Genomic DNA, 26,587 nt, shown 5'->3' on the forward strand with positions numbered 1-26,587 from the left:
TTATCCCTTTTGAATAGCTGTAATTTCCAATCCCATTTCAATTGCATTGATGATGAAATCAGACAATTCTATTCCTCTTTTAATTTTAATTTCTCCCTTTTTAGATGTGGTTGCAGTTAATAGGTACTCTCCGTTAACTTGGATATCAAAATTTTTTCTTCCATTATCTCGTCCAAGTTCTAAAATTAATTGTTTTTTGGTATGGATAATGTCCACTTCGAATGGAGCTTTATTGATTGGTTTGGATTCAATAACTTCAACTCCTAAACTTATTCCAATATTTTCTTCGATTTCGGCAATCCTTTTACCACTTTTGCCAATGATTTTTGGAATGAACTCTTCTGGAATGTAAATGTTCGCCCTTTCGGGAGATATTACTTCAACATCTACTTTGGCTCTTTTAGGTATGAGTTTTTTAACTTTTCTTAAGATTTCCTGTTCTGCTATTTTATCAACAGAGGATTTGTGATTCTCTTCCGGGGAACTGCCATTTACTAAATCCATGTCCATAACAATGGTTTGCTCACCATAGGTATAAATTTCATTTTTAAGCTTGCCTGTTTCAAAATCTCTCACTTCAATAACCGGTCTTGCAAGATCAGCTTCTTTCATACCTGTTGGAACTTTAACGGTCATTTTGGTTTCATAAACACTCCTAATCTCCCCATCTTCAATATAAATGCTTGTATCTACAATTGATGGGATTACGCCAAGCTCAACTCTTGAAGCTATTCGCTGTATCGCGTCTATTGGGCGAGTTGCATGTACAACTCCAATCATTCCAACACCTGCAAGCCTCATATCTGCAAAAATGTTAAAATCACTATTTTTCCTCAGCTCGTCATAAATAGTATAATCTGGCCTTACAAGTAATAATACATCAGCAGTATTTTCCATATTTCCTTCTAGAGGAGCATATTGGGTTATTTCATCAGGTAATTGCAAATCTCTTGGTGATTCCATTGTTTTTACAACTTTATTTAATTTTGATGAGTAATATTTACCAATGGCCTGTACAAATGTTGATTTGCCTGCTCCGGGAGAACCTGAAATAAGTATTCCCTCAGCATTTGTTCTAATTCTCTCTAAAAGTTTATCGGATAGATGATATTCATTTAAATCAATATTTGCTACAGGCCTTACAATTGTAATTTCCAATGCTTCAGAAAAGGAAGGATAAGCTATTGAAATTCTATATTCACGTGACTGGACAACATAGGAACCTTCTTTATCACTTTCAAGATAGGTTTTAGGATCCATTTTTGCTTTATCCAGAATTTCATCAGCAATTTCTTTAAGTTCCCTGTAACTGTAGCGTTTTTCATTAAGTATTTCAAAGTCAACATGTCCGGGGGTTCCCTTTTTAGCCATTGGAACTACATTTTCCTTCAGGTGAATGGACATTGTATTTTCATCAAAGTATTTTTCAATTGAAAGCGGTCTTTCAATGTATTTTTGTTCATAGAAATAAACTGGAATTCCTTGAGATTTTGCAACTTCAGCCTGTACTTTGTCGTTAGTGACAAGTGTTCCCATTTCACTTCTTGCAATATCCCGGATAATGCTATCAATTTCACCACTTTTAGCATATCTAATATCGTAATTGCTTGGCCTTTTTCCTTTAAAGCTAATGGCTATTTCCCCTTCATCCTGCAAGGATTGCAATTTCTGAAGTTCTGCCAATCCTTTTCTGCCTTCAGATCTATTGTTATTTGCCTGATGTTCAAGTTCACAAACTACTGCTTCAGGTACAATAATTTCAGGATAATCTAAGTCATTTTCTTCTATTATTTTACTTATTGCACCTATAATGACCGCACTGGTGTCTGGTATTATGCATTTCATTTTAATACACGTCTTCTGGGTTAACAAGTCTTTCTAAAATTATTTCAACATCCTCTTCCTGCATGTCATCGGTATTGATTGTATTTTCTGTATTTAATTTTCTAAAAAAGCAGGATCTATAACCTTCATGGCATGCTGCACCGGTTTGTGTTATCTTTAAAACAACTGCGTCCATATCGCAGTCAACAAGGATTTCATGTACCTTTTGGAAGTGTCCAGATCTTTCTCCTTTAATCCACAATTGATTCCTTGAGCCACTCCAGTAGTGTGCACGGCCGGTTTCAATGGTTTTTGCTAAAGCTTCTTTATTCATATTGGCAACCATCAATATCTGATTGGTTTTGACATCCTGTGCAATTGCAGTAATGACTTTAACGCCATTAATTTCATGTCTGAAGTTTATATTCATTTTAATCCTCTTTCAAGTAAGTTACAATATTTTCAATATCGACCAATTCCTGTTGGCCAGTAACCATATCCTTAACGGTTACCTTGCCTTTTGAAAGGTCATTTGCACCAACAATAATTATTTTCGGAACTTTAATTTTATCTGCATAATTCATTAACTTCTTAAATTTCTTGGCATTCAAATCAACATCTGTTTTGAGGCCATTTTTCCTCAGGAGTTGTGTGATTTCAAACGCTTTAACGCTAACGTCTTTGGCAATGGGGGCAACGAAAACATCCAAGTGTGAAGGAAGTTCTTCAACTTCAGCCAACTCTTCAATGGCATTCATCAGCCTATCAAAACCAAGTGCAAAACCGGTTGATTCTACTTCCTGACCTCCAAAGACCTTTACAAGGCTGTATGATCCTCCGCCACAGATTTGCTTTTGTGCACCAAGTTCTGGAACATAAATCTCAAATACAATTCCGGTATAGTAATCAAGTCCTCTTGCAACCCCCAGGTTCAAAGTATAATTTTCAACTTGGAAAGCTTCTAAAAGGTCAATTAATTCTTTTAACTCATTCAATGCATCTTGTGACTCTTCATATGGCGCTATTAACTCTTCAACATAGTCAATAATGTATCTGTCCCCAACAAGGTCAATGAGTTTTAACAATATTTGATTTAATTCATCATTATCAATGACTCTTTTGTCTCCACTTAAAGATGCAATTAGGAGATCCTTGTCTCCTTTATCAATAATGACCATGATTTCCCTTTGGGTTTCAGTTGAAATTTCAAAGTGTTTAAATAATCCTCTAATGATTCCAAGGTGGTTAATGTTAACATCAGCGGTGGTGATTCTAAGGGATTTGATTGCATCCGAACATAATGCAATAACTTCAGCTTCGCCTTGTGGTGTTTTAGCACCGATTAATTCACAACCAAATTGCCAGAATTGTCTGAATCTTCCTTTTTGCGGTCTTTCGTATCTAAAACAACTTCCATAGTAATAAAGTTTTATAGGTTTGGTGGAAGCTTTTTCAAGTTCATTAAGGTATAATCTTGCAACAGGAGCTGTAATTTCTGGTCTTAATGTCAGTTCCCTGTCGGATTTGTCTTTAAAATTATATAACTGGTCTACAATTTCTTCTCCAGATTTGGTGGTAAATAACTTTAATTCTTCAAATAATGGTGTTTTAATTTCTTGATAACCATAATTTTCGAATATTGTTCTTAAGGTACTTTCAGCTTGTTTTCTTTGTCTCATTTCATCAAATAAAAAATCTCTTGTACCTCTTGGTCTTGTAAATTCCATGTTCGCTCTCCTTGTGAATAATAAATTATAATTAAAGTTTGTGTATACAAAGTTATATAATCTTTGTTTGGATTTATTTTTCTGGATGGGTGAAAAACTTTTCACGTGGTGATTTGCATCTGTAAATTTATCATATTGATTTAAAAAGCTTTAAACAATGTGTAAGTATAGGGTTATCTAGGAAATAGCTCTTATGTCCATGATGGGTAAGCTTAAATATTTTGAATTAATAGTTATTTTTATCTCAAAAATATTTTCTTTGCCGCTTTTCATTATCAACATATATGGTTAGGTGAAGAATGGGCTAATTGAACCTTTAGGAGCTATTCTTTGTTTTTAATATAATTTTTGAGAAATTATTTATATTTTCAATCTAAACTATAATTATATGAATATTAAAGGTAGTACAAATATTGTAGGTTTGATAGGTCATCCTGTGGAACATAGTTTCTCTCCACCTATGCACAATGCTGCTTTTAGTGATTTGAATATGGATTATGCATATGTTGCATTTGATGTCAATCCTAATGATTTGAAATCAGCTATTGTGGGAGCAAGGTCATTAAATATTAAAGGATTAAATGTTACAATTCCTCATAAAATCGATGTTGTCAGGTATTTGGAGGAAATTGATGAAATAGCTAGTTTAATCGGCGCGGTTAATACAATTGATTTTGAAGAGATGAAGGGATATAATACTGATGGAATTGGAGCTATTAAAGCAATTGGAGAAGTAACATCAATTAAAGATAAAAATGTTGTTGTTGCAGGTGCAGGAGGCGCTTCAAGAGCCATATCATTTTACATTGCAAAATATGGGGCTAGCAAGTTAACCATAGTAAATAGAAATGTTGAATACGCTCAAAGGTTAGCTAGGGATGTTTTAAATTCAAAATTGACGGATAATGTTTGTGCAGATTCAATAAATCGAATTAATTATTATATAAAACATGCAGATATCTTAATAGACACAACTCCAATTGGGATGCATCCTCATGTTGGGGATAATCCGATTGTCACTGCAGAGGATATGCATGAGGATTTGGTTGTATTTGATGCGGTTTATAATCCAAATGAAACGGTATTGATTAAAGAAGCTATTAGGGCCGGTGCAAAACCGGTATGTGGAATTAAAATGTTGCTTTATCAGGGAGCGGAAAGTTTCAAAATTTGGACAGGATGTGATGCTCCAGTTGACGTGATGGAGGAAGCTTTAAGAAAAAAAATTAATTTAGAATGATAATATGGATTTGATGTTTGATATTTCAGGTTTGACAAGTGATGAAGAGGAATTTTCATCATCTAAAAAAGATGTACTAAAATATTTAAAGATGATAGGGGTAGATACTCGTTTCATATCTTATACTCCTCAGAAAATCTACATCAATAATTTGAGATTTTCAAAGTTCTCAAGAACACGTGAAAAAACATTTAAAAAAAAATACCCTGAAATTGATGTGGTTAGAAATAAACTATTCCAAAAAATATGTTATAAATCGTCAAAAGTGCTGTCTGATGAAATAAAGCCCGAATCTGTAATTTTAATGCCTAAAGATAATTTCATGGTTGAGCTATTGCTAGAACCGTACACCAGAAAATATGGCGTTAAACTGGTATATGGCGGGGTTCATGATTTAAAAGTCAATCCTTTGATTTTGGATGATGAGGTTAACAATATTTTCGAGGGCATTTTTAAAGGTGAAGGTTTGAATTTAACTAAAGGGGATAATGAAATTTATCCATTAATTAATGTTTCAATAGATTGGATAAATTCCTTTTTAGAAATGGATAATCAAGAATTATTGGATTGTGAAAATAAGGATGAATTAGCTATTTCATTCAGTGAATTTTTACAGGATGTTGCTCCGCAGTATAGGGAAAATGTATTAACCGCTGCCGAGTTTGTAGATTTAAAAAATAAAAAATTAAAAGCTGAAAAGTGAAACTTGCTTATCGGTTTTCTTTTTGTCTTTCTTCTCTTCAGCTTTTTCTTCTTCAACTTCGCGAACAGTATCTTCTGCTGTAGTGCTGTCTGAAATTTCAAATGGCAATGTATCTTCAGGAGTTTCTTCAACAGCATCTATCATTTGATTTTTAAGCTCTTCTGCATGCCTGTCACGTTCTTCAACACGCATTTGAGCTTTTCTTTTCTCCATTTTCTCAACAGTCTTTTTAGGTATCTTTCTTGATCTAAATCTCTTGATTTCCGCATCATCAAGTTCTAAAAAGTCGCTGATTTCCCAGGCAAGCTCATTATTTTTAAACATTATTTCAAGATAGGGAAACATTGAAATGGCAATGGAATGTGACACATGGAGTTTAACTGACATTTTCTCAGCAATTCCATCTCTTAAGTTTCTTTTCCCACGGTTGCGTCCCATTAATCCAAAGATAGTTGGGGTTTGGATTTTTGTGAATTTTTTATAGGTTTCATGTTTGGAGTTACTTACGCCAATTCCCATAAAATCGCTTGCATATTTCCAATAACCGTAGTTCCTGCTTGCAAGTGTTCTTCCAAAGAAAACATCAGCTTTTGAGATATAATCGTATGCTTTTTTAATTTCATCTTTTTTCTGGTATTCTCTTGGGATATTTTCAGCAATATATTCCATTACTAGTGTAGGGTCTTCTTCAATCCACATTGCTTCTTTTACATGAGCGGGAGTTTTACTTTTTAAAACACCGGTTATTGCATTGAATATATCTGAACGTGTATCTTTTGTAATTATATTGTCAATGTCACTTGATTTCAGAGTATTGTCTTTATCTGAAAGCGCTTGTAATGTATTAATGGCTGACCTTACATCTCCTTGTGATTTGGTGGCTATTTCTTTTAATGCACCAGGTTCAACATCAACCCCTTCTGCTATAGCTATTTTTCTTAAAAGTGCAGATATAGAATTCCATCTGGCCTTTTTCATTTTAATAACTTGACATTTAGGTTTAATGGATTGCAAACGTTTAGAATAAAAATCATTAGCTATTAAAATCATCGGATGGTGTGAAGTTTTAATTATCTCACCAATGGCTCTTACTCCTCCACGGTCATTACTTCCATGAATTCCATCCACCTCATCAAGAATAATTAATTTATAATCGTCGCCGAATAATGATCTTGCTGCTGATGATTCGCCGATCGTGTTTTTAATAACGTCTTGTGAACGTTTGTCACTAGCATTTAACTCAATATATTCTGAAAATTCTTTTGCAATAATCTGGGATAGTGTTGTTTTTCCAATGCCTGGTGGTCCAACTAAAAGCAAGGGTATTTGAGGGTCGTTATTTTTCCAACTGCTAACCCAATCAGTGATTATTTTAATCTCTTTTTTATTACCAACCACTTGGCCTAATTCTTGTGGCCGGTATTTGTCCGTCCATAACATTTCTATACCTTATAAGAATTGAGTTAATAACGCTTCAAGTTGTATTCTTGGATTTGCTCCTTCTCTTATTCTAAAGTCACACTCGGCTATTGCTTCAATTAAATCCATGTAAATACTGGCATCCATTTTGCCCTCAACAACTCTTTTGGAAACGTCTTGATAAATTTGAGTAACCATATCCTCGCCACTGGTTCCCTGTAAAACCATGGTCTCTCTTAGTATATTGCGGGCACTCATAAAGTCGCCCATTAATGCTTTATTAATCATATTTCCAATATCTTGTGGTTTTGCTTTGGATACAACTTCATAAACTGCATCTTCATCTATAATCCCTTCATCAGATGCTGCAGCTTGCAAAACGTTAACGGCTTTCCTCATATCTCCTTCAGCAAAGTAAACAATGGATTCAAGTCCTTTATCATCTGCTTTAAATCCTTCACTTTCGCAAATGAATTTTAAACGTTTCTTGATTTCTTCTCCTTTAATTGGAGCGAATCTGAATATTGCACATCTTGATTGAATTGGATCTATGATTTTTGATGAGTAGTTACATGATAGTATAAATGAGGCGGTTTTTGTATACATTTCCATTTCACGTCTAAGTGCGTGTTGCGCATCTTTAGTCATGTTGTCGACTTCGTCTAGAAAGATTATTCTGAATGGAGCACCAACAGGTTTCAATCTACAGAAATTTTTAATATGGTTTCTGACTGTTTCGATTCCTCTTGCATCAGATGCATTTAATTCCAAAAAGTTTTGCCTCCAGTATTCTCCAAGAATTGATTTGACTAAGGCTAAAGCGGTGGTTGTTTTACCAACGCCTGCAGGACCTGTAAACATTAGGTTGGGCATACTTTCTTCACCTACATATTTTTCAAGTCTTGCTACGATTTGTTTTTGTCCTACTATGTCTTGTAATTTTTGTGGTCTATATTTTTCTACCCATGGTCCGCTCATTTAATCACCTTTTACTATAGTAACATTTATGTATTATGTAGTTAAATTATTTTTTGCTTAACTTTTTTATTATATAAAATCTAATTAATATATAATTAAAGTGAGTATTTGAAAAGTATTTTTCAATCTCAATATGGTGTTAAAAATGAAAGGTACATGGAAACTTAAATTAAGAATGTTATTGACCTCAGTATTCATGTTTACAATTGTATATATTCTAATATCTCTTGTAGGTTGGTATTTGGGAATAAGTAGTTGGAAATTATATATGGGTGCGAGCTTAATAATTGTATTTTTACAGTATTGGTTTGGACCATCTCTTGTTAAACGTTCTATGAATGTGAGACCATTATCTGAAGCTGAAGCACCTCATATTCACCAAATGGTTCAGGAGTTAGCTGATGCAGCAGGCATTCCAAAACCCGAAATTGGGTTATCAGAAATCAACATCCCTAATGCATTTGCTTATGGTAGAACAAGTAGAAGCGGCCATATTGCAATCACACGTCCAATTTTAGGATTGCTTGACCGTGATGAGCTAAAAGCCGTACTTGGCCATGAAATGGGCCATATCAAACATAATGACATGGCAATAACTGCAGCAGTAAGTGTTATTCCAATGATTTGCTATTATATTGCACTTTCCTTTTTGTTTTCAGGAGATAACAATAACAATGGAGGAGTTATTATTGGAGTTTTAGGTTATGTTTTCTATTTAATTGGCCAATTGCTAGTATTGTTCATCTCCAGAACTCGTGAATACTATGCTGATGAAGCAAGCGTTGAGTTTGGAAACAGACCGGCAGCATTGGTATCAGCATTATATAAATTATCCTATGGCGCGGCAGGATGTGATAAGGACACCATAGCTGAAGTAAATACTAATCGTGCTTTCTTTGTAACTGATGTAAATAATGCACAACATGATATTACTGATTTCCAACAAATTGACTTTGATAATGATGGAACAGTATCTGATGAAGAGTTAAGGAGACTTGCAAACTCAGATATTAAAATTTCAAAAACTAATGGAGTCATGGAACTGTTCTCTACACATCCGGATTCACTTAAACGGGTTAAAAGGTTAGCGGAGTTAGAATAATGAAGATGATTTTAGATGAACGTGGTAAAAAGCATATTTTAAAACATGGGGAGGAATTTCAAAGCGATTTGGGAATCGTCAAAGCCGATGTATTGGATAAAGCCGAAATTGGTGATGAAGTTAAAAGTCATTTGGACCACACATTTAAGATTGTAAAACCAACTATTAATGATTTTATAGATTTGATGGATAGGAGATGTTCAATTCTTATTAAAAAAGATATTGGTCAGGTCCTCGCCCATACTGGTTTAGGTGCTGGGGCACGTGTTGTCGATGCAGGAACCGGTGCAGGAGCCATTGCACTTAACTTTGGCAATGTTGTAGGGCCGGATGGGGAAGTATTTACTTATGAAATCAGAGAGGATTTTGCTGAAGTTGCAGGCAAGAATATTGAGAAATTTGGAATTGCCAACATTCATGTTAAAAATCAAAACATTAAAGATGGAATTGACGAAGACAATATAGATTTGATCTTTTTAGACCTTCCAAAACCGTTTGAAATATTTGAGGATGTAATGGAGTCTTTAAATGTCGGAGGATGGCTGGCGGTTTATGCACCTTATATCGATCAAGCCGAAACCGCATATCGTGTTGCTAAAAAATTAGGTTTCTATGATATTGACATTATTGAAACATTAGAGCGTGGTTTGGAAGTTAGACCTCAAGGTGTAAGGCCAAAGACCCGCATGGTTGGTCATAGCGGGTACATTGTATTTGCAAGAAAATTATAGATTATACTTTAATTGATTTTAGCTATAATCATTTTTACTATTTTTTTTTAATTTTAGCGATGACTTTAATGCATATGATGCGATGGATATAAAAATAAAATAATTGGAATAAGTTAATTATTCCATAAAAATAGCTGGCTTGTAAGGCATTGCATTTTTAGCCTTATTTTGCGGATCGTATGAATCATCTCTGTGGATTGTTACTTCATTTCCACATTCTTCTTTGATGTAGTCAAGAGCATCGGTTAAAATTTCATCTTCGTTAATTTTGCCAATGTATCTGGTTTTTGTAATTTCTTTACCGATTTTTTTAGCTACCATAGCTATTTCTTTTTTGTCATCATAGATATCAGCGCCAACGGCTCTGCCCATTATTTGACCAATATCTGGTTTTCCAACTTCATCGGCTATTTTGTATAAATCCCATTTCCAATCAGGAGCAAGATAAATGTGGATATTTTCAACCCCATCTCCAACCATTTGTTTGATGTGTGCAATATCTTTGATGATATTTTCCACTAGCTGTTCTGATTTTTCAATTACAGGATTTATTAGGGATTCATCAGCTTTAGGCCAGTTGGATTCGCTTACAAATCCCTTTCCACCATATTTTGCCCATAGCTCTTCAGAAGTATGAGGGGTAAATGGTGCCAAAAGCCTAATCCAAGCTTCCAAAACTGTGGATAAAACATAGGTTATAGCCGGATCTTGTGAGTCAAGCAAATGTTTTACACGATAGAGGTAATGATCAACATCTTTTTTGAGTAGGAATAGGGAATCCTGAAGTGCTTGTCTTGTTTGGAAAACTTCTAGAGCTTCAGTTGCATTTTTAATATGTTGATTGAGCTGGTTTAACATCCATAAATCAATTGTACGTGTCAATTCAACCTTTTCAATGTTGCTTAAATCTAAAGGGGAACCTTTAATTTCTTCAACTCTTGCTGAAAATTCTCTAAACCATTCCAGTCTTCTTTTAGTTCCGAGCACTTCTTTTTCTCTCCAATCGAAGTCTTGCCATGGTTCAGCAGAAGCCATCAGGAATAATCTTACAACATCAGCTGTGTAATCGCCAATGGCATCTTTAAGTAAAATAACATTGCCCTTTGATGAAGACATTTTATTTCCTTCTAAAAGTCCCATTCCAAATACAACGGTTCCTCTTGGCCATTTGTCTTTAGGATAAATTGCACTGTGGTGGAACATTAAAAAGCTTAAATGGTTTCCTACAAGGTCTTTTGCAGACAATCTCCAATCAAGAGGATACCAATAGTTAAACTCATCTTGAATTTCTTTGATTTTTTCATCAGGCACGGTAATTTCGCCTGAATCCTTATTTAAAAGGACTTTGTCAAAGAATGCCAAGTTTAAATCATCAGGATTCATGTCTTTTAAATATTTGGCTATTGAATAGTAAGACATATAAATTGTAGAGTCAGTTAGTGGTTCAATTAACCATTGATTGTCCCAAGGAAGTCTTGTTCCAAGCCCTACTTTTCTAGAACATGCCCAGTCATCTAACCAGTTAATGTAATATTCGAAATTGTTTTTAATTTCTTTTGGAATAATGGTTTCGCCTTCAAGAACTTCTAAGGTTTTTTCACTCCATTCTTCGCTACCATATTTCATGAACCATTGGTCATCCATGATTTTAACCACACAATTATTGCCGCATCTGCAAACAACGGGTCTTTCAGCAAAATCATACATGATTGTAGCCATATTCTCATTGATTAATTTTTCTTTTAACTCTTCACGAGCAAAACGGACTTTCATGTCGCCAAAATCAGGTATGGAATCAATGATTTTACCTTTGCTGTGCTGTGCTTTGTATAATTCATTAGTAGCTTCATGCAATTTTTCATCGTTTTGGTCTGTAATTTCCAAGCGTTCAATAATGTCTGCTGCTGGAATCTCACCATATCCTTTAAGGGTACAGACTGGAATTGGTTCCACATTTTCAATAATTCCTGATAACTTATATTTGGAGATTAATTCATCATTGTTTTTTAAATCTTGAAGTGCAATGTAGTCTGCAGGTGCATCGGCAGGTTCTGAAAATACCACTCCGCTTCCGTAAGATGCACTGACAAAACTAGCTGGGAAAATAGGTATTTCATCTCCAGTAAATGGGTTAGTTGCCATTTTACCAATTAAGTCATTAGGGTTAATTTCAGACACGATGTCTAAATCTTTAATTTGATTAGATAGGTTATAGTGAGCTTCTTTTGTAATTATCCAATTTTCTCCTTCAGCATTTACTAAAACATATTCAACATCAGGATTTAACCAGATATTTGTTGCTCCAACGATTGTTTCAGGTCTTAAAGTTGCTGTTACAAGAACTCTATCGTCAATTTGGAATTTTAAAAGGGTTAATTCATTAACACCTACTCCTTCTCCTTCAAGCAAATCGTGGTCTCCTACAGGGTTATCACAATTTGGACAGTATTTGACAGGGTGTTCTCCTTTTGCAACCAATCCTTTTTCATGCAATGTGGTGATTTGCCATTCTATGAATTTTCTATATGTTGGATCAATTGTTCTAAATTCTCTTCTCCAATCAATTGAATATCCCATTTCTTCCATTACTTCATGATATTCTGTAGAGAAGTATTTTACAATGAATTCTGGGTCTTCTAATTGGGGCAAGGTATCTTTTGGCACACCATGTACTCTTTCGTATAAATCGAGTGTCCAAGGGTCTTTTCTTTTAATCCTGTCTGCAATTCCGATAACTGGTGCACCAGTCACATGCCATGCCATTGGGAATAATACATTATAATCTTCCATTCTTTTAAATCTGGCATAAACATCAGGTACAGTATATGTACGGCCGTGTCCAATATGCATTGCTCCACTTGGGTATGGGAAAGCAACAGTTAAGAATAACTTTTTTCTTTCATCTGGGTTTGATTCAAATAGTTTTGCATCGGCCCATTTTTTCTGCCATTTCTTTTCTATATTTTCACTCACTAAATCACCATTAATTTATTGTTTTTTTAGGGCTTTCAGGAACTTTGCTTTTGTGCTGGTTCCTTATAACTTTATCAATTATCATATCAACGTCATCAACCGGAATATCTAAATATTGAGCTATTTTGGTATTTATAACAAATTTTTCGGTGTATAAATGAAGAATTTGATCAAGTAACTCATAACTCATTCCAATTTCCTCTTCATCAGTTTGATTATTCAACAATCCTGCACGTGGAGGCTTATTAATAATGTCTTGTGGAACATCCAGATATTCACTTAATTTGTAGACATCGCTTTTATATAGCTCTCCAATTGGCTCAATGTCACATGCACCATCTCCATGTTTTGTAAAGTAACCAATAAGAATTTCGCTTTTATTGCCTGTTCCACTTACAAGATAATTTTTAGCATTTGCATAATAATAAATGATTGACATTCTGATTCTAGCCTTAAGGTTTCCGATTGCTAGTTTATTTTCTTCAAGCTGTGTCATGGATAGATATTCATTTAAAATGCTATCAATATCTATTTCTTCATGTTCTATACCTAAAATTTGTGTTATTTCTACACCATGAAGCTTATCTTCTGTTGGGGTTGTTGTAGATGGCATTAAAATTCCAAATACTTTATCTTTTCCTAATGCTTCACAAGCAAGGTATGCAACAAGTGTTGAATCAATTCCACCACTTAAACCTATTACTATTCCATCAGTTTTAGATTCATCGACTTTGCCTTTAATGAATTTGATAATGTCGGTTTTTGTTTGTTCTACATTTAATTCTGGAATTTTACTAATATTATCACCCACCTTCCAATCATTTATACACTAAATAATATGTACTTTTTAATTAATAATGGTTAGTATATAATGGGCTGTGCTTCTTTCAAAAACTTGTGTGATTTGAATTTTCACTAGTTTTTGAAAGAGATTGAAAATTCAAATTCCATCTAAACGTGATATAACACGCGTATTAATAATGATAATAATTAAAAAATTTCATCAGGAAAAACCTTAAGTTTCTAGGAATGATTTTTAAACAGAATTATAAATTCAAAACTAATTTTCATCAAAAAATTTCAAATTAACAAAGTTTTTGAAAGAGTCATAATTTCGTATCTATTCGGATTTTTGACCGAAAAGTATATGTTACCTTATGAAAATAAATATAGTTACCAAAAGTTAGATTAATTTAAATCATATGCTTTTCATACTCATAAGCGGAACAATTTTATGAAAAAAATTTCATGAAAAAAGAGTGGTAAGTACACGAAAATCCGTGTACATACCAAAAGTAAGTTTATTTAAGGAGGTAATTTAATTGGCTTTTAAAGATTATTTCAAATTCAATAAAGATAAAACAACTTTTATTTTCGTAGGTGGAAAAGGAGGAGTTGGAAAAACTTCAGTATCATCTGCTACTGCATTATGGTTAGCAGAACAAGGCAAAAAAACATTGATTGTATCAACAGACCCTGCCCATTCATTATCCGATTCCCTTGAAGTTCCAATTGGAAATTATCCACGTGAAATCAAAACCAATTTGTTTGCTGTTGAAATTGACCCTGACGTGGCAATGGCTCAAAAGCAAGCACAATTAGATGCTCAAAAGCAAGCAAATCCTGATGATGCTGGCGGTTTGTTAGGTATGGATTTCTTAACTGATCAATTAGATATGGTGTCTTCATCTCCAGGTGCAGATGAAGCCGCTGCATTTGAAATGTTTATGAGTGTAATGAATTCAGATGAATATGATGTTGTTGTATTTGATACGGCACCAACAGGACATACATTAAGATTATTGTCCTTCCCTGAAGTTATGGACTCATGGGTAGGAAAAATGATGTTACTTAAAGCAAAATTGGGCACTGCAACTAATTCACTTAAAAAAATCATGCCATTCATGGATGCAGTAGATGATCCTCAAACTTCTGAAGATTTAAAAAGAACTAAAGAACAAATTGACAAAGCAAAAGGAATATTATCTGACCCTGATAGGACAACATTCAAAATGGTTGTAATTCCAGAAGAAATGTCAATTTATGAGTCTGAAAGAGCTTTGGAAGCGCTTAACAAACATGATATCACTGTTGATAGCGTTATTGTAAATCAAGTAATGCCTGATATTTGTGACTGTGATTTCTGTCACTCTAGACATAAATTACAACAAAAAAGATTAGCTCTAATTGACCAAAAATTCCCAGACCAATACATTGCTGAAATTCCATTATTTAAAGATGAAGTTAAAGGTCAGGAGAAATTACTAAATCTTGCTCATATTCTATACGATGATCAGGACAATGATGAAGTAGTTCAAGAACCTATTCAATTGTAAAAATAAAAATAAGTTAAAATAATTAAATTATTTTAACTTTAATTCAATCTTCTTTTTTAAAAAACCATTCACAAAATATTGCAAGTATTAATAATAAAATAGGTATTGATGAGAAAGTCCATTTCATAGGATTGAGAATTAAATCACATATTACTGCGACTATGGTTATCACAATCAGTATTTGTGTGATTATATGATTTTTTTTGAAATTCTCAATTAATTCACGGTTAGGAGTTTTTATAAGCTGAATAATTGTATAGATTATCAATATTGCTGCAATTATCAGAAATAACCATGTGAATATCTTTTCATCACCAATGACTCCCTGTCCAAATATTAATATTACAAATACTATGAAAAGTCCGGTAATCAATGTTTCAGGTTTCAAATCCATTTTATTTTATCCTATTGTTTCATTTCTTTTTTAATATCCATTTACAAAATTTTGCAAGTATCGTAATAGTTATTAATATTCAAACTATTATCAACACTAACTTTATAAATAAAGGGATTGCTTATGCAACATCCAATATTATAAATGTGTCAGGTTTAAACGCTTCAATTAACTTTATTATTATTGTTTCCAACTTTTATCCCAATATTTTGTTGGAACATTGAATGGTGTCCAATATTCTTCACTAAAATATTGATAAGTTTCTTCCTTGGTTAATTTTTTAACATTTCCTTTACTTATATATAATGCATCATTTCTGTTTAAGCTGCCGTCAGAATTGATTCCAACTTCTACATACTCATAAGTACCATCGTTTTTTGGAATATTATAAAACTTTTTATTTTGCATATATCCATCTCTGGTGAATGTAATATGCTCATATGCATAATGCCAATCTTTTTTATCAACAAAATTATTTTTAACATAATTTCCTGCACTATGTATTCCCATCATCAATCCAACGGTAGTGGATAGAGTTAAAACGGCACTAGTAGTTACAAGTGTTGAAGCGATACTTGCAGTTACAGTACCAATCATAGATGCGGTAACAATTAAGGGATGGATTTTATTTAAAATATTCTTAATAATATTATTGCCTCCACTATTTACTTTGTCCATAGTATTTCTAATTCCTTTAACAATGTCTTTAGGTATTATTCCAACACTACAACAATCGTTTGTTGTTGGAACTGCCGCTCCTTTATATGCGAAATCGCCATCGCTTAAAATAACATTAGCTACTCCGCTTGTTGAATTAATTATCATGGTTGAATTTTTACCATCTTCACATATAATATGAAAGATCTCTCTCATTTGAACAATGCTGAAATTATTAGCTTCAATGGATTCTAAAATGTTGTCTATTGAATTTGTAATATTGTCAATGTATCTCTCACCAACTGGTGCTAAAACATAATTTTCAATATTTGGCAAGTAAACAGAATTCATTAACCTAAACATTTTTGTATTTTGACCATCTCCATTAACAGTCATGCCCATATTGGCATTCAAAATATGTAAATAGGTATTATCTAAGTTAATGCCTCCAAGAATTGTAACTGCATTGTCCCGTTTCCAGTTTACATTAAATTCCTTTGCATAGTTGTCAGCTATTTCATCTGCAAGCCACACGGTTTCAAGGGATGCTAAAAACATTCCATAAATATTCATAGCTCCGAATTTTGATAAATATTCTGAATTTCTGTCTGTCCATTTTTTTAAAATATTTTTTGTAATCTTTTCATTAATTATCGCATAACTTTGAAGTACTTCAAAACCTAAGCTTTGTCTATACTTTTGATTGAGTCCATAACTAATTGCTTCTATTTTTTCAAGATTTTCTTCGCCGTTAATTATGAATTTGGTTATGATCTCTTCTTTTGAAGGATAACCAACAATTGACTTTCCAAAATAGCTGAAGGTTGCATTTTCATTAGTGTTTGCAAATTTAATTAAATCAGTATTGTGGTTGGTTATTTCATCATAACTTTTATAGTTGAAGTCATATATGCTTTTTCCATAAAATTTAGCTAAATTGTATTTTAGACCTAATTCATCATATTGAACAGTATAAAAGTTAACTTTGGCTTTTATATGGTTATTCTGGAGATATGTTATGGTTTCACTATAGCCCAGTCCTTTATCAATATAAATTCCAAATAAATCATCATTGGTTTCTGCATTGTTCCTATATTCGATATTGGTGTGGTTAGCTGTTGAATAAATTAAAATGCCGTTGCCCTTTAAATTATTTTTATTAAAATCGCTTTTAGTGGCACTTCCATCAAAAGGAACTAAATGAGCTTTATAACCTATCACTACAGAATCAACACCAGGAATTGCTGATTTTGAGAATAGATATTCCTTTGTTTCATTAACCCGTATCGTGAAAAGTTCATTTTTAGGCATTCTTATAATTCCATCTAGGCCTGTTTTTATTGCATAAACAGAATTGTGAAAGACATAGGGATTGGTAACATTAACATAATTTGGAATTGATGTGATATGGCTAAATAAATCATGTTTAATTCCTTTATTAACAGTAATTTGGTTAGTGTTTTTCAATCCTTCATATTCTGTAGTTATTGAGTATTTTCCTTCTTTCAAGTCAATTATCTGTGTTGCAATGCCTTTGGAATTGCTTCTTGGAGTGTAAGTTTTGCCATTTATTTTTAATGTTACTTTTTTATTTGGAGAGCCTTTCCCGTTAGAATTTAAGACTTTAACACAAAATTTGCTTCCATCACTTTCATTCATTGTCAAGTCTGATGTTTCTAGAATTGTTTTAATCGTGATGGCTTTTTTAATTGTTTCTGATGTTTTGGAATTAATGGCAGAAATGCTATATTTTCCAGGTTTCAAATCAATATCTAGTTTTCCAACACCTTTGTTATCAGTTTTAACGGTGTAATCATTGTTATTTAATTTGAATTTCACAGATGTCTGTTTAAGAACTTTTCCTTTTTTGTCATAAAACTTTGAGCAGTATTTTGACTTGTTTTTATAGTATTTTGACAAATCACTACATTTTACTGTGCTTTTGATGGTTATAGTACTTTTAGCGTTTGCTTTTTTATATAATGGCGTTTCGTCAAATTTAGTTATGGCGCTATATTTTCCACTTTTCAAATTAAGATTTATAGATGCTTTGCCTTTTGAATTAGTTTTTTTAGTATAAGTTTTACCATCTATTGTAATCTTTACTTTGACCTTTTTAATTACCTTTTTTTTAGCATCTTTAAGTGTTACAGTAAATGCACTCCCATCTTTGTAATGCATTTTCACATCAGGAGCTTTAATGTTTACTTTTTGTTTACTTTTTGAGGTTAACATCTTATTGCTTGGTTCAAGTTGTTTTTCTTGAGAACTAATTTGGTTAAGTTCTTCATCTTCAATTGTTTTGTGCAATGTTTCATTATCAATATTTGCTGCCGAAGCAACTCCGATTAGTAAAAACAGTAATAAAATGAAACATATGGTGTTTAGTTTAATGTTCATCATATCTACCTTTTGTCTTTTTTTTAACCCGACTGACAATTAATGTATGATATAATCGAACATATAAGCTTTGATTTTAAAATCAAATAGGAAAGAACTTTTAAAATGAATTTTTAAGGTTAATTTTATTCATTAATTAGCATAATGCACATATAGGTAAATTCACTTTGAGCAATATCTTCTAATGTTGCTGAAACAATTTTTTCATCAGGATAACTTAAACGTTCACAAACTACAACTTCACGGTCTTTTTCAACACCATTGTCAAGTAAGAATTGTGCCATGTCTTTAACTTTACGGGAAGGCAGTGCAATAGTTTTTTTACCATTATTAATCACAGGCAAGATGTCTTCTATATTTTCCCTGCCATGGAAAGTCATTACATTAGCGTCGTCCCATTGAATGTGGCATTTTGCAGCTGCAAGCTGAAGAGAACTAATTCCGGGAATTACTTCAATACTGTTTTTTGGGAAATTTTTTTCACCCGAAATTCTTAAAACGGTATTTAAAACTCCTGAAAAACCAGGATCTCCAGTTGATAATATGGATACGATATTTCCTTCAACTGCAAGTTCAACACCTTTTTCTAATGTATCTAATAATTCTTTAACATTAAATGCAAGTTTTCCCGGTGCATCATCAAATAAATCAATAGCACGTGTGCTTCCAACAGTATAATCACTCATTTTAACAGTATCTATGGCCTTTTTTGTTAAATATTCGCTAGATCCAGGACCAATGCCAACAATATAAATTTTACCAGTCATTTTAATCATCAATTTTCAAAGTTTCTCTAAAAGTTTCTTTTAATCCGTTAAGAGTTTCATTTGAATAGTTTTTATCTTTTTCACTATTTAATGTAAACATGGCTAATTCATAGATAATTTTATTCATGGATTGACCGTAATCAGTTAAATAATACTCTGTAGTAACAGGGCTTGTGTTCAATACTTTTTTCTCAATTAATCCATTTTCTTCTAACTCTTTTAGACAATTTGATAAAACTTTATTGCTTAAGTTAGGTTTGTCCTCTTTAAATTCTTTAAAATGTTTTTTACCAAAAAACATGTCACGAATAATTTGTATGCTCCATTTTTTACTAATTAAGCTTAAAGTTCTATCAACTGGGCAAATTGTTTTTTGCATATTTAAAAATATATTAAATTATTATATAAAAGGTTATTTTTTTTATTATTAATTTGTAGTTACTTTTTCGTAACTCAGTTTCTTAAAAGTTACAAAAATTATTTAAATACTTTCATTAAATTTATAATTGACCATTTATGGAAGGATTAAAATTAACTCAGAAGAACAATTAGATTTTTTAATTAATTATTTACTTAATGAAAAAGGAGAATATATTCCTATTCCAAAAGATTATCAATTAAAGAGAAGATTGCTTCGCTTACTAATGAATATAAGGCCACCTTCAGAAATATCGGGGGAATTTTTAGAGGTTCAAGATGAATTTTTAAGCGCTGAAACATTAAATAAGACTCTAATCTCTCCAGATGATATTAAAGAAGTTAAAGGAAAGCTCATGTTGTGGCAGGGGGATATTACAACTCTAAAAGTTGATGGAATTGTCAATGCGGCTAACTCTAAATTACTTGGTTGTTTTATACCTCAACATAATTGCATTGATAATGTAATCCATTCTGCTGCCGGAGTTCAGCTAAGGGAGGAATGCAATAAAATTATGGAAATTCAAAATCATGATGAGGAAGTGGGTAAAGCAAAAATTACAAGTGCTTATAACTTGCCTTCAAAATATGTGATTCACACAGTTGGTCCTAAAATTCTAGAAGGTCAAGAGCCTTCTATGGACAAGTATGAAGATTTAAAAAGTTGTTATGTGTCTTGTTTAGATATTGCTAAGTATAATCAACTTGAATCCATTGCATTTTGTTGTGTTTCAACAGGGGTTTTTAATTTTCCACAAGATCTTGCAGCAAAAATTGCAATCGAAACGGTTAGTGATTATTTAAAATCAAATGAAACAACTTTAAAACATATTATTTTTAATGTTTTTACAGATAAGAATTATTTAATTTATAAGGAATTATTAAATGGATAAATTTATTTTAAGACTAGATGAAGCTAGTAAAGTTATTGATGAAGCGGATTATATATTAATTGGTGCTGGTGCTGGCCTTTCAACGGCTGCTGGAGTTGATTATGGTGGAAAAAGGCATGAAAGATACTTTAAAGATTTCATAGATAAATACGGGTTTAAAGACATGTATTCTTCATCATTTTATAATTTCGACACTCCCGAAGAGCGTTGGGCTTATTGGGCAAGACATATTTTTGCAAATCGCTATGATATGGGCAAAACCAATGTTTATCAGAAGTTGTTAAAATTAGTTGAAAATAAAGAGTATTTTGTAATAACAACCAATGTTGAACATCAATTTTGGATAAATGGCTTTGAAAATAAAAGGATATTTGCAACACAGGGAGATTACGGTTTATTACAATGTAGTAAAGCATGTCATGATAAATTATATCCTAATGAGAAATTAGTAACAGAACTTTTAGAAAAAACAGATGATTGCAGGGTTCCTTCAGATTTGGTTCCATATTGTCCAGTTTGTGGAGAAGAAATGGATGTTAATCTAAGAAAAGATAATTTCTTTGTTGAAGATGAAAAATGGAGGGGGATGTATAATAACTATGCGGGATTTTTAGAAAAAATCGACAATGAAAAAGTAGTATTTTTAGAATGCGGTGTTGGTTTTAATACTCCATCTATTATTCGCTTCCCATTTGAGAGAATGGCATTGTCAAACTCCAATGCAATACTTATTAGATTAAATCTAGATTATCCTCAAGCTACACATGAAAATGAAGATAAAACTATAAGTTTTGATGAGAATATTGAAGAAATCTTAGATTATTGGCTTTCAAGAGTTTAAATTTTCTATTTCTTTTTTTAAGAATTTATAAATTGATTCAGCACCGATTAAGTCTCCAGGATCTTTCCAATCGGAAGGATATAAAATAAATGGTTTTGTCTGATTTCCACCAAGACCTCCATGACTTCCAATTAACTCTTCAAATGCACAAACTTCATCATTTTCACTATCGTAGAAGCTATTAACCATTATGTCGGGCATGTTTTTAAAAGAATTTTGTCTTTTTAAGTGACGGGGGGCATTCGGTCCAAAGTTTTCAAGTGGATTTTCCCCAACTATTTTGTCATTTTCTAAGTAATAAATACCATTTTGACCAATAACCATTCCGCCGTTACTTATTGAATCTACAAGAACAAATCCGATTCCTGGATGATTTACAAGTCCCGGAATTAAATCAGGGAATAACATTACGATTTCTTCATAATTAAGGCGCTGTCTCCATTGGGTTAGATAAATCAAACCCATATTTCCGGAACCTAAAACTATCAATTCTGACTTTTCAGCTTTTTTAGTGCTGTGTTCTACACTTTCATATCCGGCAATATATTCCAGACTGTTGGAATACTTTTTTCTCAGATTTAAGTATTGTTCATTTTCAAAAATAATTTCAGGTTTTCTGTTTTGAATTTCTTCAAGGATGTTTTGAAGTGATCCCTCTTCATCAAATAAATCGTCACGAATGCTTTCCACATGTTTTTTAATGTTTTTTAATTTCTTATTTTCAGGTATCATTGCATCTCTAAAGTGGTCAATGCCATATTCGGCCCTATACATTTTTAGATCATCTGGCAGAAGTCTTCTCACGTAATTTCCAAGTGTAATTCCATATCTTTGTTTAAATGTGGCTCCCTTGCTTTGTCCATGGTCTGATAGAACAACTATTTTATAATCTCTATCGGCCATTTCAATGGTGGTCAGTAATCTTTGAAATTGGTTATCTATTTGCTTTAAAACACCCCATACATCATTATCTTCCACTCCAGAGTGATGTGCTACTTCATCATATCCCATAAATGTAGTGTATGCTGTGTCAATCTCACCAATTAATATTTCACTTGACAACACGTCTGTTGAAGCCTCTCTTAAAATAACATTGGCTCCAGATCTAACTGCGGCATAAACAATAGTTCTTCTAAGTCGGGGTTGTATATTTTTTATTTTATGGGTTATTTGTGATTTTAATTCAACCAAAATGTCCCATAAGAATAAAACAAAGATTCTTTGGAAATTATAAGGGTCTAAAAAGATGGTATGTAGTGTTTTGTTGTAGATTCTTTTCATTGATTTTAATTTTGAAGAGGTTAATGTGAAAAGTTTACTGTCTCCTGAAAACATGTTGGAGATACTAATTCCATTTACAAGCAAACCTTCTCCATTGCTTATTCTTTTTTCAATTTCAGGTGCGTGACTTAATTTTCCCGATACGACAATTCTATTATCGTCTTCTTTTTCAACCCATCTGTAGGCAATAATGTCTTTGTTATTTCCGTGAAGGATTCCTGCCTGGCTGGCTCCAGTTTGTGAGGATAAATCAGTTTCCCATTCTTTTAAATCATGGGAGTTGATGTCTATCCAACTTTTAAGGGTCGGCATAACTCCTTTATCAATTGCTTTTTTTAAAGTATTAATTGATAAACCATCAATTTCAAGCATTATAACTCCAGGATATTGTTTTTTATAAGGAGTTTTTTGTTTTAATGCATTTTTTAAGATATTTTTTATATAGCTGTCATGATAATTTGTGTTTGTTATATTCATGATAAATGTTGTAACTATTGCAATAACAAGGGGAGCTTCTAAAAACCCATAAAAACCAACAGAAACTCCTGGAATGAAGTATGTTGTTATATAAAATATCAATGAATTTATTAATAATCCTCCAATACCTAATGTAACAATAATAAATTTCATTAAAAAATGTCTAAAAACTGGCCATAAAAGTGAATTGGCTATGTAAAAGGCAATTACAATAATTAAAGCATTATAACTAGGTCCAATTATAAAATCAGTACAAATGCACTCGACAAAAAATACGGCTACAATATTGGATATAATAATCAATATTGTGGTAATTATTGTATTTAGCGAGGAGATTATCTGGTTTTTAAAACTCATCCTATATCAATTCTTTTTTTATTTTTTCTTTTAAGAGTTATAATTGTAATTTCCGGTTTACAATTAATCCTAATTCTAAATGAATTTGTGCCTAATCCTTTACTGGTGTATTGAATCATATTCCTTACTTTATAAAGGCCAACAGGATATTTAGTTGAATTCGGGCCTCTAAATGGTGTTGTTTCAAACTTGGGAATGATAAATTGCCCTCCATGTGAATGGCCTGAAAGTTGTAAATCGATTTTTCCAGTTTGAGACGATTCTTTTGCAAAATCAGGTTCATGGACAAGTAAAATTGTTGGATAATTGTCATCTAATTTTGCTAAAACTTCATCCAGTCTATCAGCACAAACAGTACATGAATCGACACCTGCCAAATTAACTTTATCATTGCCTTTTACCAATTTAACCACATCATTACTTAAATCAACAATGTCTGATTCTTTAAATATTTTTCTGATTTTATCTGAACCCATCCAATGGTCATGATTTCCTAAAACACCAAATTTTCCATCTTTTTTATTTAATTTACTAAAAGATTCTTTTAGTGAAACATCGTAATCCTCAATAACATATGAGACATAATCTCCTGTTAGTGTAATCAAATCAAAGTTTAAAGTATTGACATAGTCTACAAGATCATCTAAATATTCAGGATTAATCCATTGGCCTAAATGGATATCACACAGATTTAAAATTCTGTAATTTTGAAAATTCTCTCCTAAATTATCTAATTCAATGTCAATTTCAACAAGTTCAATATTTTCTTCACTGAATTTTTTGTCCGGAAGTGAAAAGGTCATTGCATCTTGAATTCCCTGCCTGATTTTCATTGCTTGAGGTTTTTCAATTTCATCATCTTTCATTAAATATAATATGATTTCTGAAACTATTTATAATTTTAAATACAAATAATAAAAATGATTATTATGCTTCAAATTGCAGTTACTGGAAAACCAAATGTGGGCAAATCATCATTTTTCAATTCAGCAACAGCTTCATCTGTTGAAATGGCAAATTATCCATTTACAACCATTGATGCAAACAAAGCGGTTGCTCATGTAATAAAGGATTGTCCATGTAAAGAATTAGAAGTTACTTGTAATCCTCATAATTCAATTTGTAAAGATGGAAAAAGGTTACTTCCAATTGAATTAATAGACGTTGCAGGGCTTGTTCCTGGGGCACATGAAGGAAAGGGATTAGGTAATAAATTTTTAGATGATCTGATGCAAGCAAAAGTGTTTATTCATGTTGTAGATGCTTCAGGTTCAACAAATATTGAAGGAAATCCTGTTGATCCTGGAACTCATGATCCTCTTGAAGATATTGAGTTTTTAGAAGAGGAAATAGTAATGTGGATGTATGGAATATTATCACGTAATTGGGTTAGACTTATAAGAAAAGTAGGTGCTGAACACTTAGATATTTCAAAAGTGTTATTTGATCAATTATCTGGAACTGGAATAGCTATAGAAGATATTATAGAAGCTAAAAGAAATATTGAGCCAGATTATAATAGGTGGGATGAAGAAGATTTAATCGAATTAACTAGAAATATCTTACATATTGCTAAACCAATGATGATTGTTGCAAATAAAGCAGATTTACCTACTTCTGCTGAAAATATTAAGAAGATTAAGGAAAAATATCCAAATGTAATTCCAGCTTCAGCAGAATCTGAAATAGCACTTGTAAGAGCATCTGAAGCAGGTTTAATATCATATTTGTCTGGAGATGACCATTTTGAAATTCTTGAAAAAGATAAATTAAATGAAAATCAGCTTAAGGCTCTAGAATATATTCAGACAAATATTTTAGATGTTTATGGAAGCACTGGCATTCAAGATGCTTTAAATTATGGTATTTTTGAATTATTGAAGAATATTGTTGTTTATCCAGTTCAGGATGAACATAAATACACAGATCAAAAAGGCAATGTTTTGCCTGATGGTTTTTTAGTTCCTAAAGGTTCTAATCCTCGTGAATTGGCTTATATTGTCCATACTGATATTGGAGATAAGTTCATGCATGCTGTTGATGCAAGAAAAAACATGCGTGTGGCAAGTGATTATGAGCTAAAAGATGGAGATATTATTAGTATTGTAACTAGAGGCTAATTCCTCCACTTTTTTATTTTTTAGATACAGGTCTAAATTAACTTTTAACTTAACATCTGATGAATTAAAGGAATATTATTTCTTAAAAGAAGAATTAGAGAGTTTTTATCAATGAAATTTAAGAGGCTCAGTTAGTAAAATTGATTTATTCATTATTTAACTTGTGAAAAGTTAGAAGAAGCCAGTATTAAACAATAGGATAATGAAACATTATCTGTTACTAATTCAAATTTTAAATCAGACGGAAATTTTAAGTGTATTGAATAAACAATAATTCATTGAAAAAGAAATATGAAAAACATTTAAATTTAAAGTAAAATTTCAAAAATGGTTAAAAGTAATCTGGATAAAGCATATGATGATGCTATGATGCATATTATGATATTTCAAATTCTAATGAAAAAAGGAAATTGGAAAACAATTTCAATAAATATGGGGACTTCTGAAAATAATAGGAATAAATCTAGATGATGTAAATGTTGGAAATATAAAAAATCTCTTAAAAGATCATGATTTAAAGAGGAATAATATGAAAAAAGTAAAAATCACAGTTATGAAAAAAGTCCGACATGATGATTTAATCGAGAAATACGAAAATCCACTTGAACATGAATGTGATGTGGAAGTAGGTGAGGTATTCATTGCAAATAGTTGGGTTAAACCTGATAATTTCTGTGATAGTGCATGGGAAAATTTATATCCATTTGTTTTAGCGTTATCTCATGGAGCTGAAGATTTTTATGAAGGTTGGATGAAAAATAAAAAATCTGCAATGATATCTTGCAATGATGGATTTCGTCCTGTCAGTTTTCTTTTAGAAACTTTAGATGAAGATGCTGATTAAATTGGTGATATGGATAAAAGTATTCGGATCATGTAGTTTACTATATTAACTTCAAAGAATATTCGAAAATAAATCAAATTTGGAAATTATAATCTGTTTTGACACT

The 26,587-nt window shown here is 32.1% G+C and carries 22 protein-coding genes; 9 read left to right on the forward strand and 13 right to left on the reverse strand.

Going from position 1 to position 26,587, the window contains the following annotated elements; translation table 11 throughout:
- Genes Q9969_RS04735 through hisS form a run of 3 tightly spaced genes read right to left on the reverse strand, consistent with a single transcriptional unit; the run spans position 1 to position 3,551 of the window.
- On the reverse strand, positions 1–1,845 hold the full coding sequence (locus Q9969_RS04735) for a PINc/VapC family ATPase (RefSeq protein WP_305554969.1): 1,845 nt from the start codon (positions 1,843–1,845) through the stop codon (positions 1–3).
- Between the two features lies 1 nt (position 1,846).
- On the reverse strand, positions 1,847–2,254 hold the full coding sequence (hisI, locus tag Q9969_RS04740) for a phosphoribosyl-AMP cyclohydrolase (RefSeq protein ID WP_305514061.1): 408 nt from the start codon (positions 2,252–2,254) through the stop codon (positions 1,847–1,849).
- 1 nt (position 2,255) lies between these two features.
- The gene (gene hisS / locus Q9969_RS04745) at positions 2,256–3,551 is read right to left on the reverse strand and encodes a histidine--tRNA ligase (protein WP_305554972.1); all 1,296 of its coding nucleotides are present in this window, start codon (positions 3,549–3,551) and stop codon (positions 2,256–2,258) included.
- A gap of 388 nt (positions 3,552–3,939) precedes the next feature.
- Between hisS and Q9969_RS04750 the strand changes: the two genes are divergently transcribed.
- The gene (locus Q9969_RS04750) at positions 3,940–4,791 is read left to right on the forward strand and encodes a shikimate dehydrogenase (protein WP_305514064.1); all 852 of its coding nucleotides are present in this window, start codon (positions 3,940–3,942) and stop codon (positions 4,789–4,791) included.
- Positions 4,792–4,795: 4 nt separating this feature from the next.
- Entirely contained in the window at positions 4,796–5,494 is a 699-nt protein-coding gene (locus Q9969_RS04755; RefSeq protein ID WP_305554975.1) for an ATPase, read from the forward strand.
- Here the strand turns inward: Q9969_RS04755 and Q9969_RS04760 are convergent.
- Together Q9969_RS04760 and Q9969_RS04765 are read right to left on the reverse strand one after the other, a co-directional pair.
- Positions 5,477–6,934: a replication factor C large subunit gene (locus Q9969_RS04760; protein ID WP_305554978.1), complete on the reverse strand. Its 1,458-nt coding sequence runs from the start codon at positions 6,932–6,934 to the stop codon at positions 5,477–5,479. The genes Q9969_RS04755 and Q9969_RS04760 overlap by 18 nt on opposite strands.
- Positions 6,935–6,943: 9 nt before the next feature.
- Positions 6,944–7,891, reverse strand: a complete 948-nt coding sequence (locus Q9969_RS04765; protein ID WP_305554981.1) for a replication factor C small subunit — start codon at positions 7,889–7,891, stop codon at positions 6,944–6,946.
- Positions 7,892–8,036: 145 nt separating this feature from the next.
- On the opposite strand from Q9969_RS04765, the gene Q9969_RS04770 reads away from it, so the two are divergent.
- Together Q9969_RS04770 and Q9969_RS04775 are read left to right on the forward strand one after the other, a co-directional pair.
- Positions 8,037–8,993 (forward strand): zinc metalloprotease HtpX, encoded by a 957-nt coding sequence (locus Q9969_RS04770; RefSeq protein WP_305514071.1) that lies wholly within the window; start codon positions 8,037–8,039, stop codon positions 8,991–8,993.
- A complete protein-coding gene (locus Q9969_RS04775) occupies positions 8,993–9,724 on the forward strand; it encodes a tRNA (adenine-N1)-methyltransferase (protein ID WP_305514073.1) in 732 nt (243 codons plus the stop codon). The genes Q9969_RS04770 and Q9969_RS04775 overlap by 1 nt, the downstream gene beginning before the upstream one ends.
- A gap of 117 nt (positions 9,725–9,841) precedes the next feature.
- Here the strand turns inward: Q9969_RS04775 and leuS are convergent, their stop codons facing one another.
- Positions 9,842–12,697, reverse strand: a complete 2,856-nt coding sequence (gene leuS / locus Q9969_RS04780) for a leucine--tRNA ligase (protein WP_305514074.1) — start codon at positions 12,695–12,697, stop codon at positions 9,842–9,844.
- 10 nt (positions 12,698–12,707) lie between these two features.
- Positions 12,708–13,496: an NAD+ synthase gene (locus Q9969_RS04785; protein WP_342765946.1), complete on the reverse strand. Its 789-nt coding sequence runs from the start codon at positions 13,494–13,496 to the stop codon at positions 12,708–12,710.
- A 523-nt stretch (positions 13,497–14,019) separates the two neighbouring features.
- Here Q9969_RS04785 and Q9969_RS04790 point away from each other — a divergent pair.
- Positions 14,020–15,033 carry a TRC40/GET3/ArsA family transport-energizing ATPase gene (locus tag Q9969_RS04790; RefSeq protein ID WP_305514078.1) on the forward strand — a complete coding sequence of 338 codons (1,014 nt, stop codon included), beginning with the start codon at positions 14,020–14,022 and terminating at the stop codon, positions 15,031–15,033.
- Positions 15,034–15,076: 43 nt separating this feature from the next.
- Here the strand turns inward: Q9969_RS04790 and Q9969_RS04795 are convergent, their stop codons facing one another.
- From Q9969_RS04795 to Q9969_RS04810, 4 genes are all read right to left on the reverse strand, one after another.
- Entirely contained in the window at positions 15,077–15,427 is a 351-nt protein-coding gene (locus Q9969_RS04795) for a hypothetical protein (RefSeq protein ID WP_305554984.1), read from the reverse strand.
- Between the two features lie 180 nt (positions 15,428–15,607).
- Positions 15,608–18,484 carry a hypothetical protein gene (locus tag Q9969_RS04800; RefSeq protein WP_305554987.1) on the reverse strand — a complete coding sequence of 959 codons (2,877 nt, stop codon included), beginning with the start codon at positions 18,482–18,484 and terminating at the stop codon, positions 15,608–15,610.
- A gap of 125 nt (positions 18,485–18,609) precedes the next feature.
- Positions 18,610–19,251: a cobalt-precorrin-7 (C(5))-methyltransferase gene (locus Q9969_RS04805; RefSeq protein ID WP_305514084.1), complete on the reverse strand. Its 642-nt coding sequence runs from the start codon at positions 19,249–19,251 to the stop codon at positions 18,610–18,612.
- 1 nt (position 19,252) lies between these two features.
- Positions 19,253–19,630, reverse strand: coding sequence for a helix-turn-helix domain-containing protein (locus Q9969_RS04810; protein WP_305514086.1), 378 nt, complete (start codon positions 19,628–19,630; stop codon positions 19,253–19,255).
- A gap of 127 nt (positions 19,631–19,757) precedes the next feature.
- Here Q9969_RS04810 and Q9969_RS04815 point away from each other — a divergent pair, with 127 nt between their 5' ends.
- On the forward strand, positions 19,758–20,561 hold the full coding sequence (locus Q9969_RS04815; protein ID WP_305554990.1) for a protein-ADP-ribose hydrolase: 804 nt from the start codon (positions 19,758–19,760) through the stop codon (positions 20,559–20,561).
- The gene (locus tag Q9969_RS04820; RefSeq protein ID WP_305514090.1) at positions 20,554–21,402 is read left to right on the forward strand and encodes a hypothetical protein; all 849 of its coding nucleotides are present in this window, start codon (positions 20,554–20,556) and stop codon (positions 21,400–21,402) included. The genes Q9969_RS04815 and Q9969_RS04820 overlap by 8 nt, the downstream gene beginning before the upstream one ends.
- On the opposite strand, the gene Q9969_RS04825 is transcribed toward Q9969_RS04820, so the two are convergent.
- Together Q9969_RS04825 and Q9969_RS04830 are read right to left on the reverse strand one after the other, a co-directional pair.
- Positions 21,391–23,517: a phage holin family protein gene (locus Q9969_RS04825; RefSeq protein WP_305554993.1), complete on the reverse strand. Its 2,127-nt coding sequence runs from the start codon at positions 23,515–23,517 to the stop codon at positions 21,391–21,393. The two genes, Q9969_RS04820 and Q9969_RS04825, sit on opposite strands and share 12 nt — an antisense overlap.
- The gene (locus Q9969_RS04830) at positions 23,514–24,383 is read right to left on the reverse strand and encodes a metallophosphoesterase (RefSeq protein ID WP_305554996.1); all 870 of its coding nucleotides are present in this window, start codon (positions 24,381–24,383) and stop codon (positions 23,514–23,516) included. The genes Q9969_RS04825 and Q9969_RS04830 overlap by 4 nt, the downstream gene beginning before the upstream one ends.
- A 63-nt stretch (positions 24,384–24,446) precedes the next feature.
- Here Q9969_RS04830 and Q9969_RS04835 point away from each other — a divergent pair, with 63 nt between their 5' ends.
- Both Q9969_RS04835 and Q9969_RS04840 read left to right on the forward strand, forming a co-directional pair.
- Positions 24,447–25,637 carry a redox-regulated ATPase YchF gene (locus Q9969_RS04835; RefSeq protein ID WP_305554999.1) on the forward strand — a complete coding sequence of 397 codons (1,191 nt, stop codon included), beginning with the start codon at positions 24,447–24,449 and terminating at the stop codon, positions 25,635–25,637.
- 529 nt (positions 25,638–26,166) lie between these two features.
- Complete coding sequence (locus Q9969_RS04840; protein ID WP_305514099.1) at positions 26,167–26,481, forward strand: TIGR04076 family protein; 315 nt, start codon at positions 26,167–26,169, stop codon at positions 26,479–26,481.
- Positions 26,482–26,587: the final 106 nt, after the last annotated feature.

This window comes from Methanobrevibacter sp. V74, from assembly GCF_963082495.1.
Taxonomy (GTDB): domain Archaea; phylum Methanobacteriota; class Methanobacteria; order Methanobacteriales; family Methanobacteriaceae; genus Methanocatella.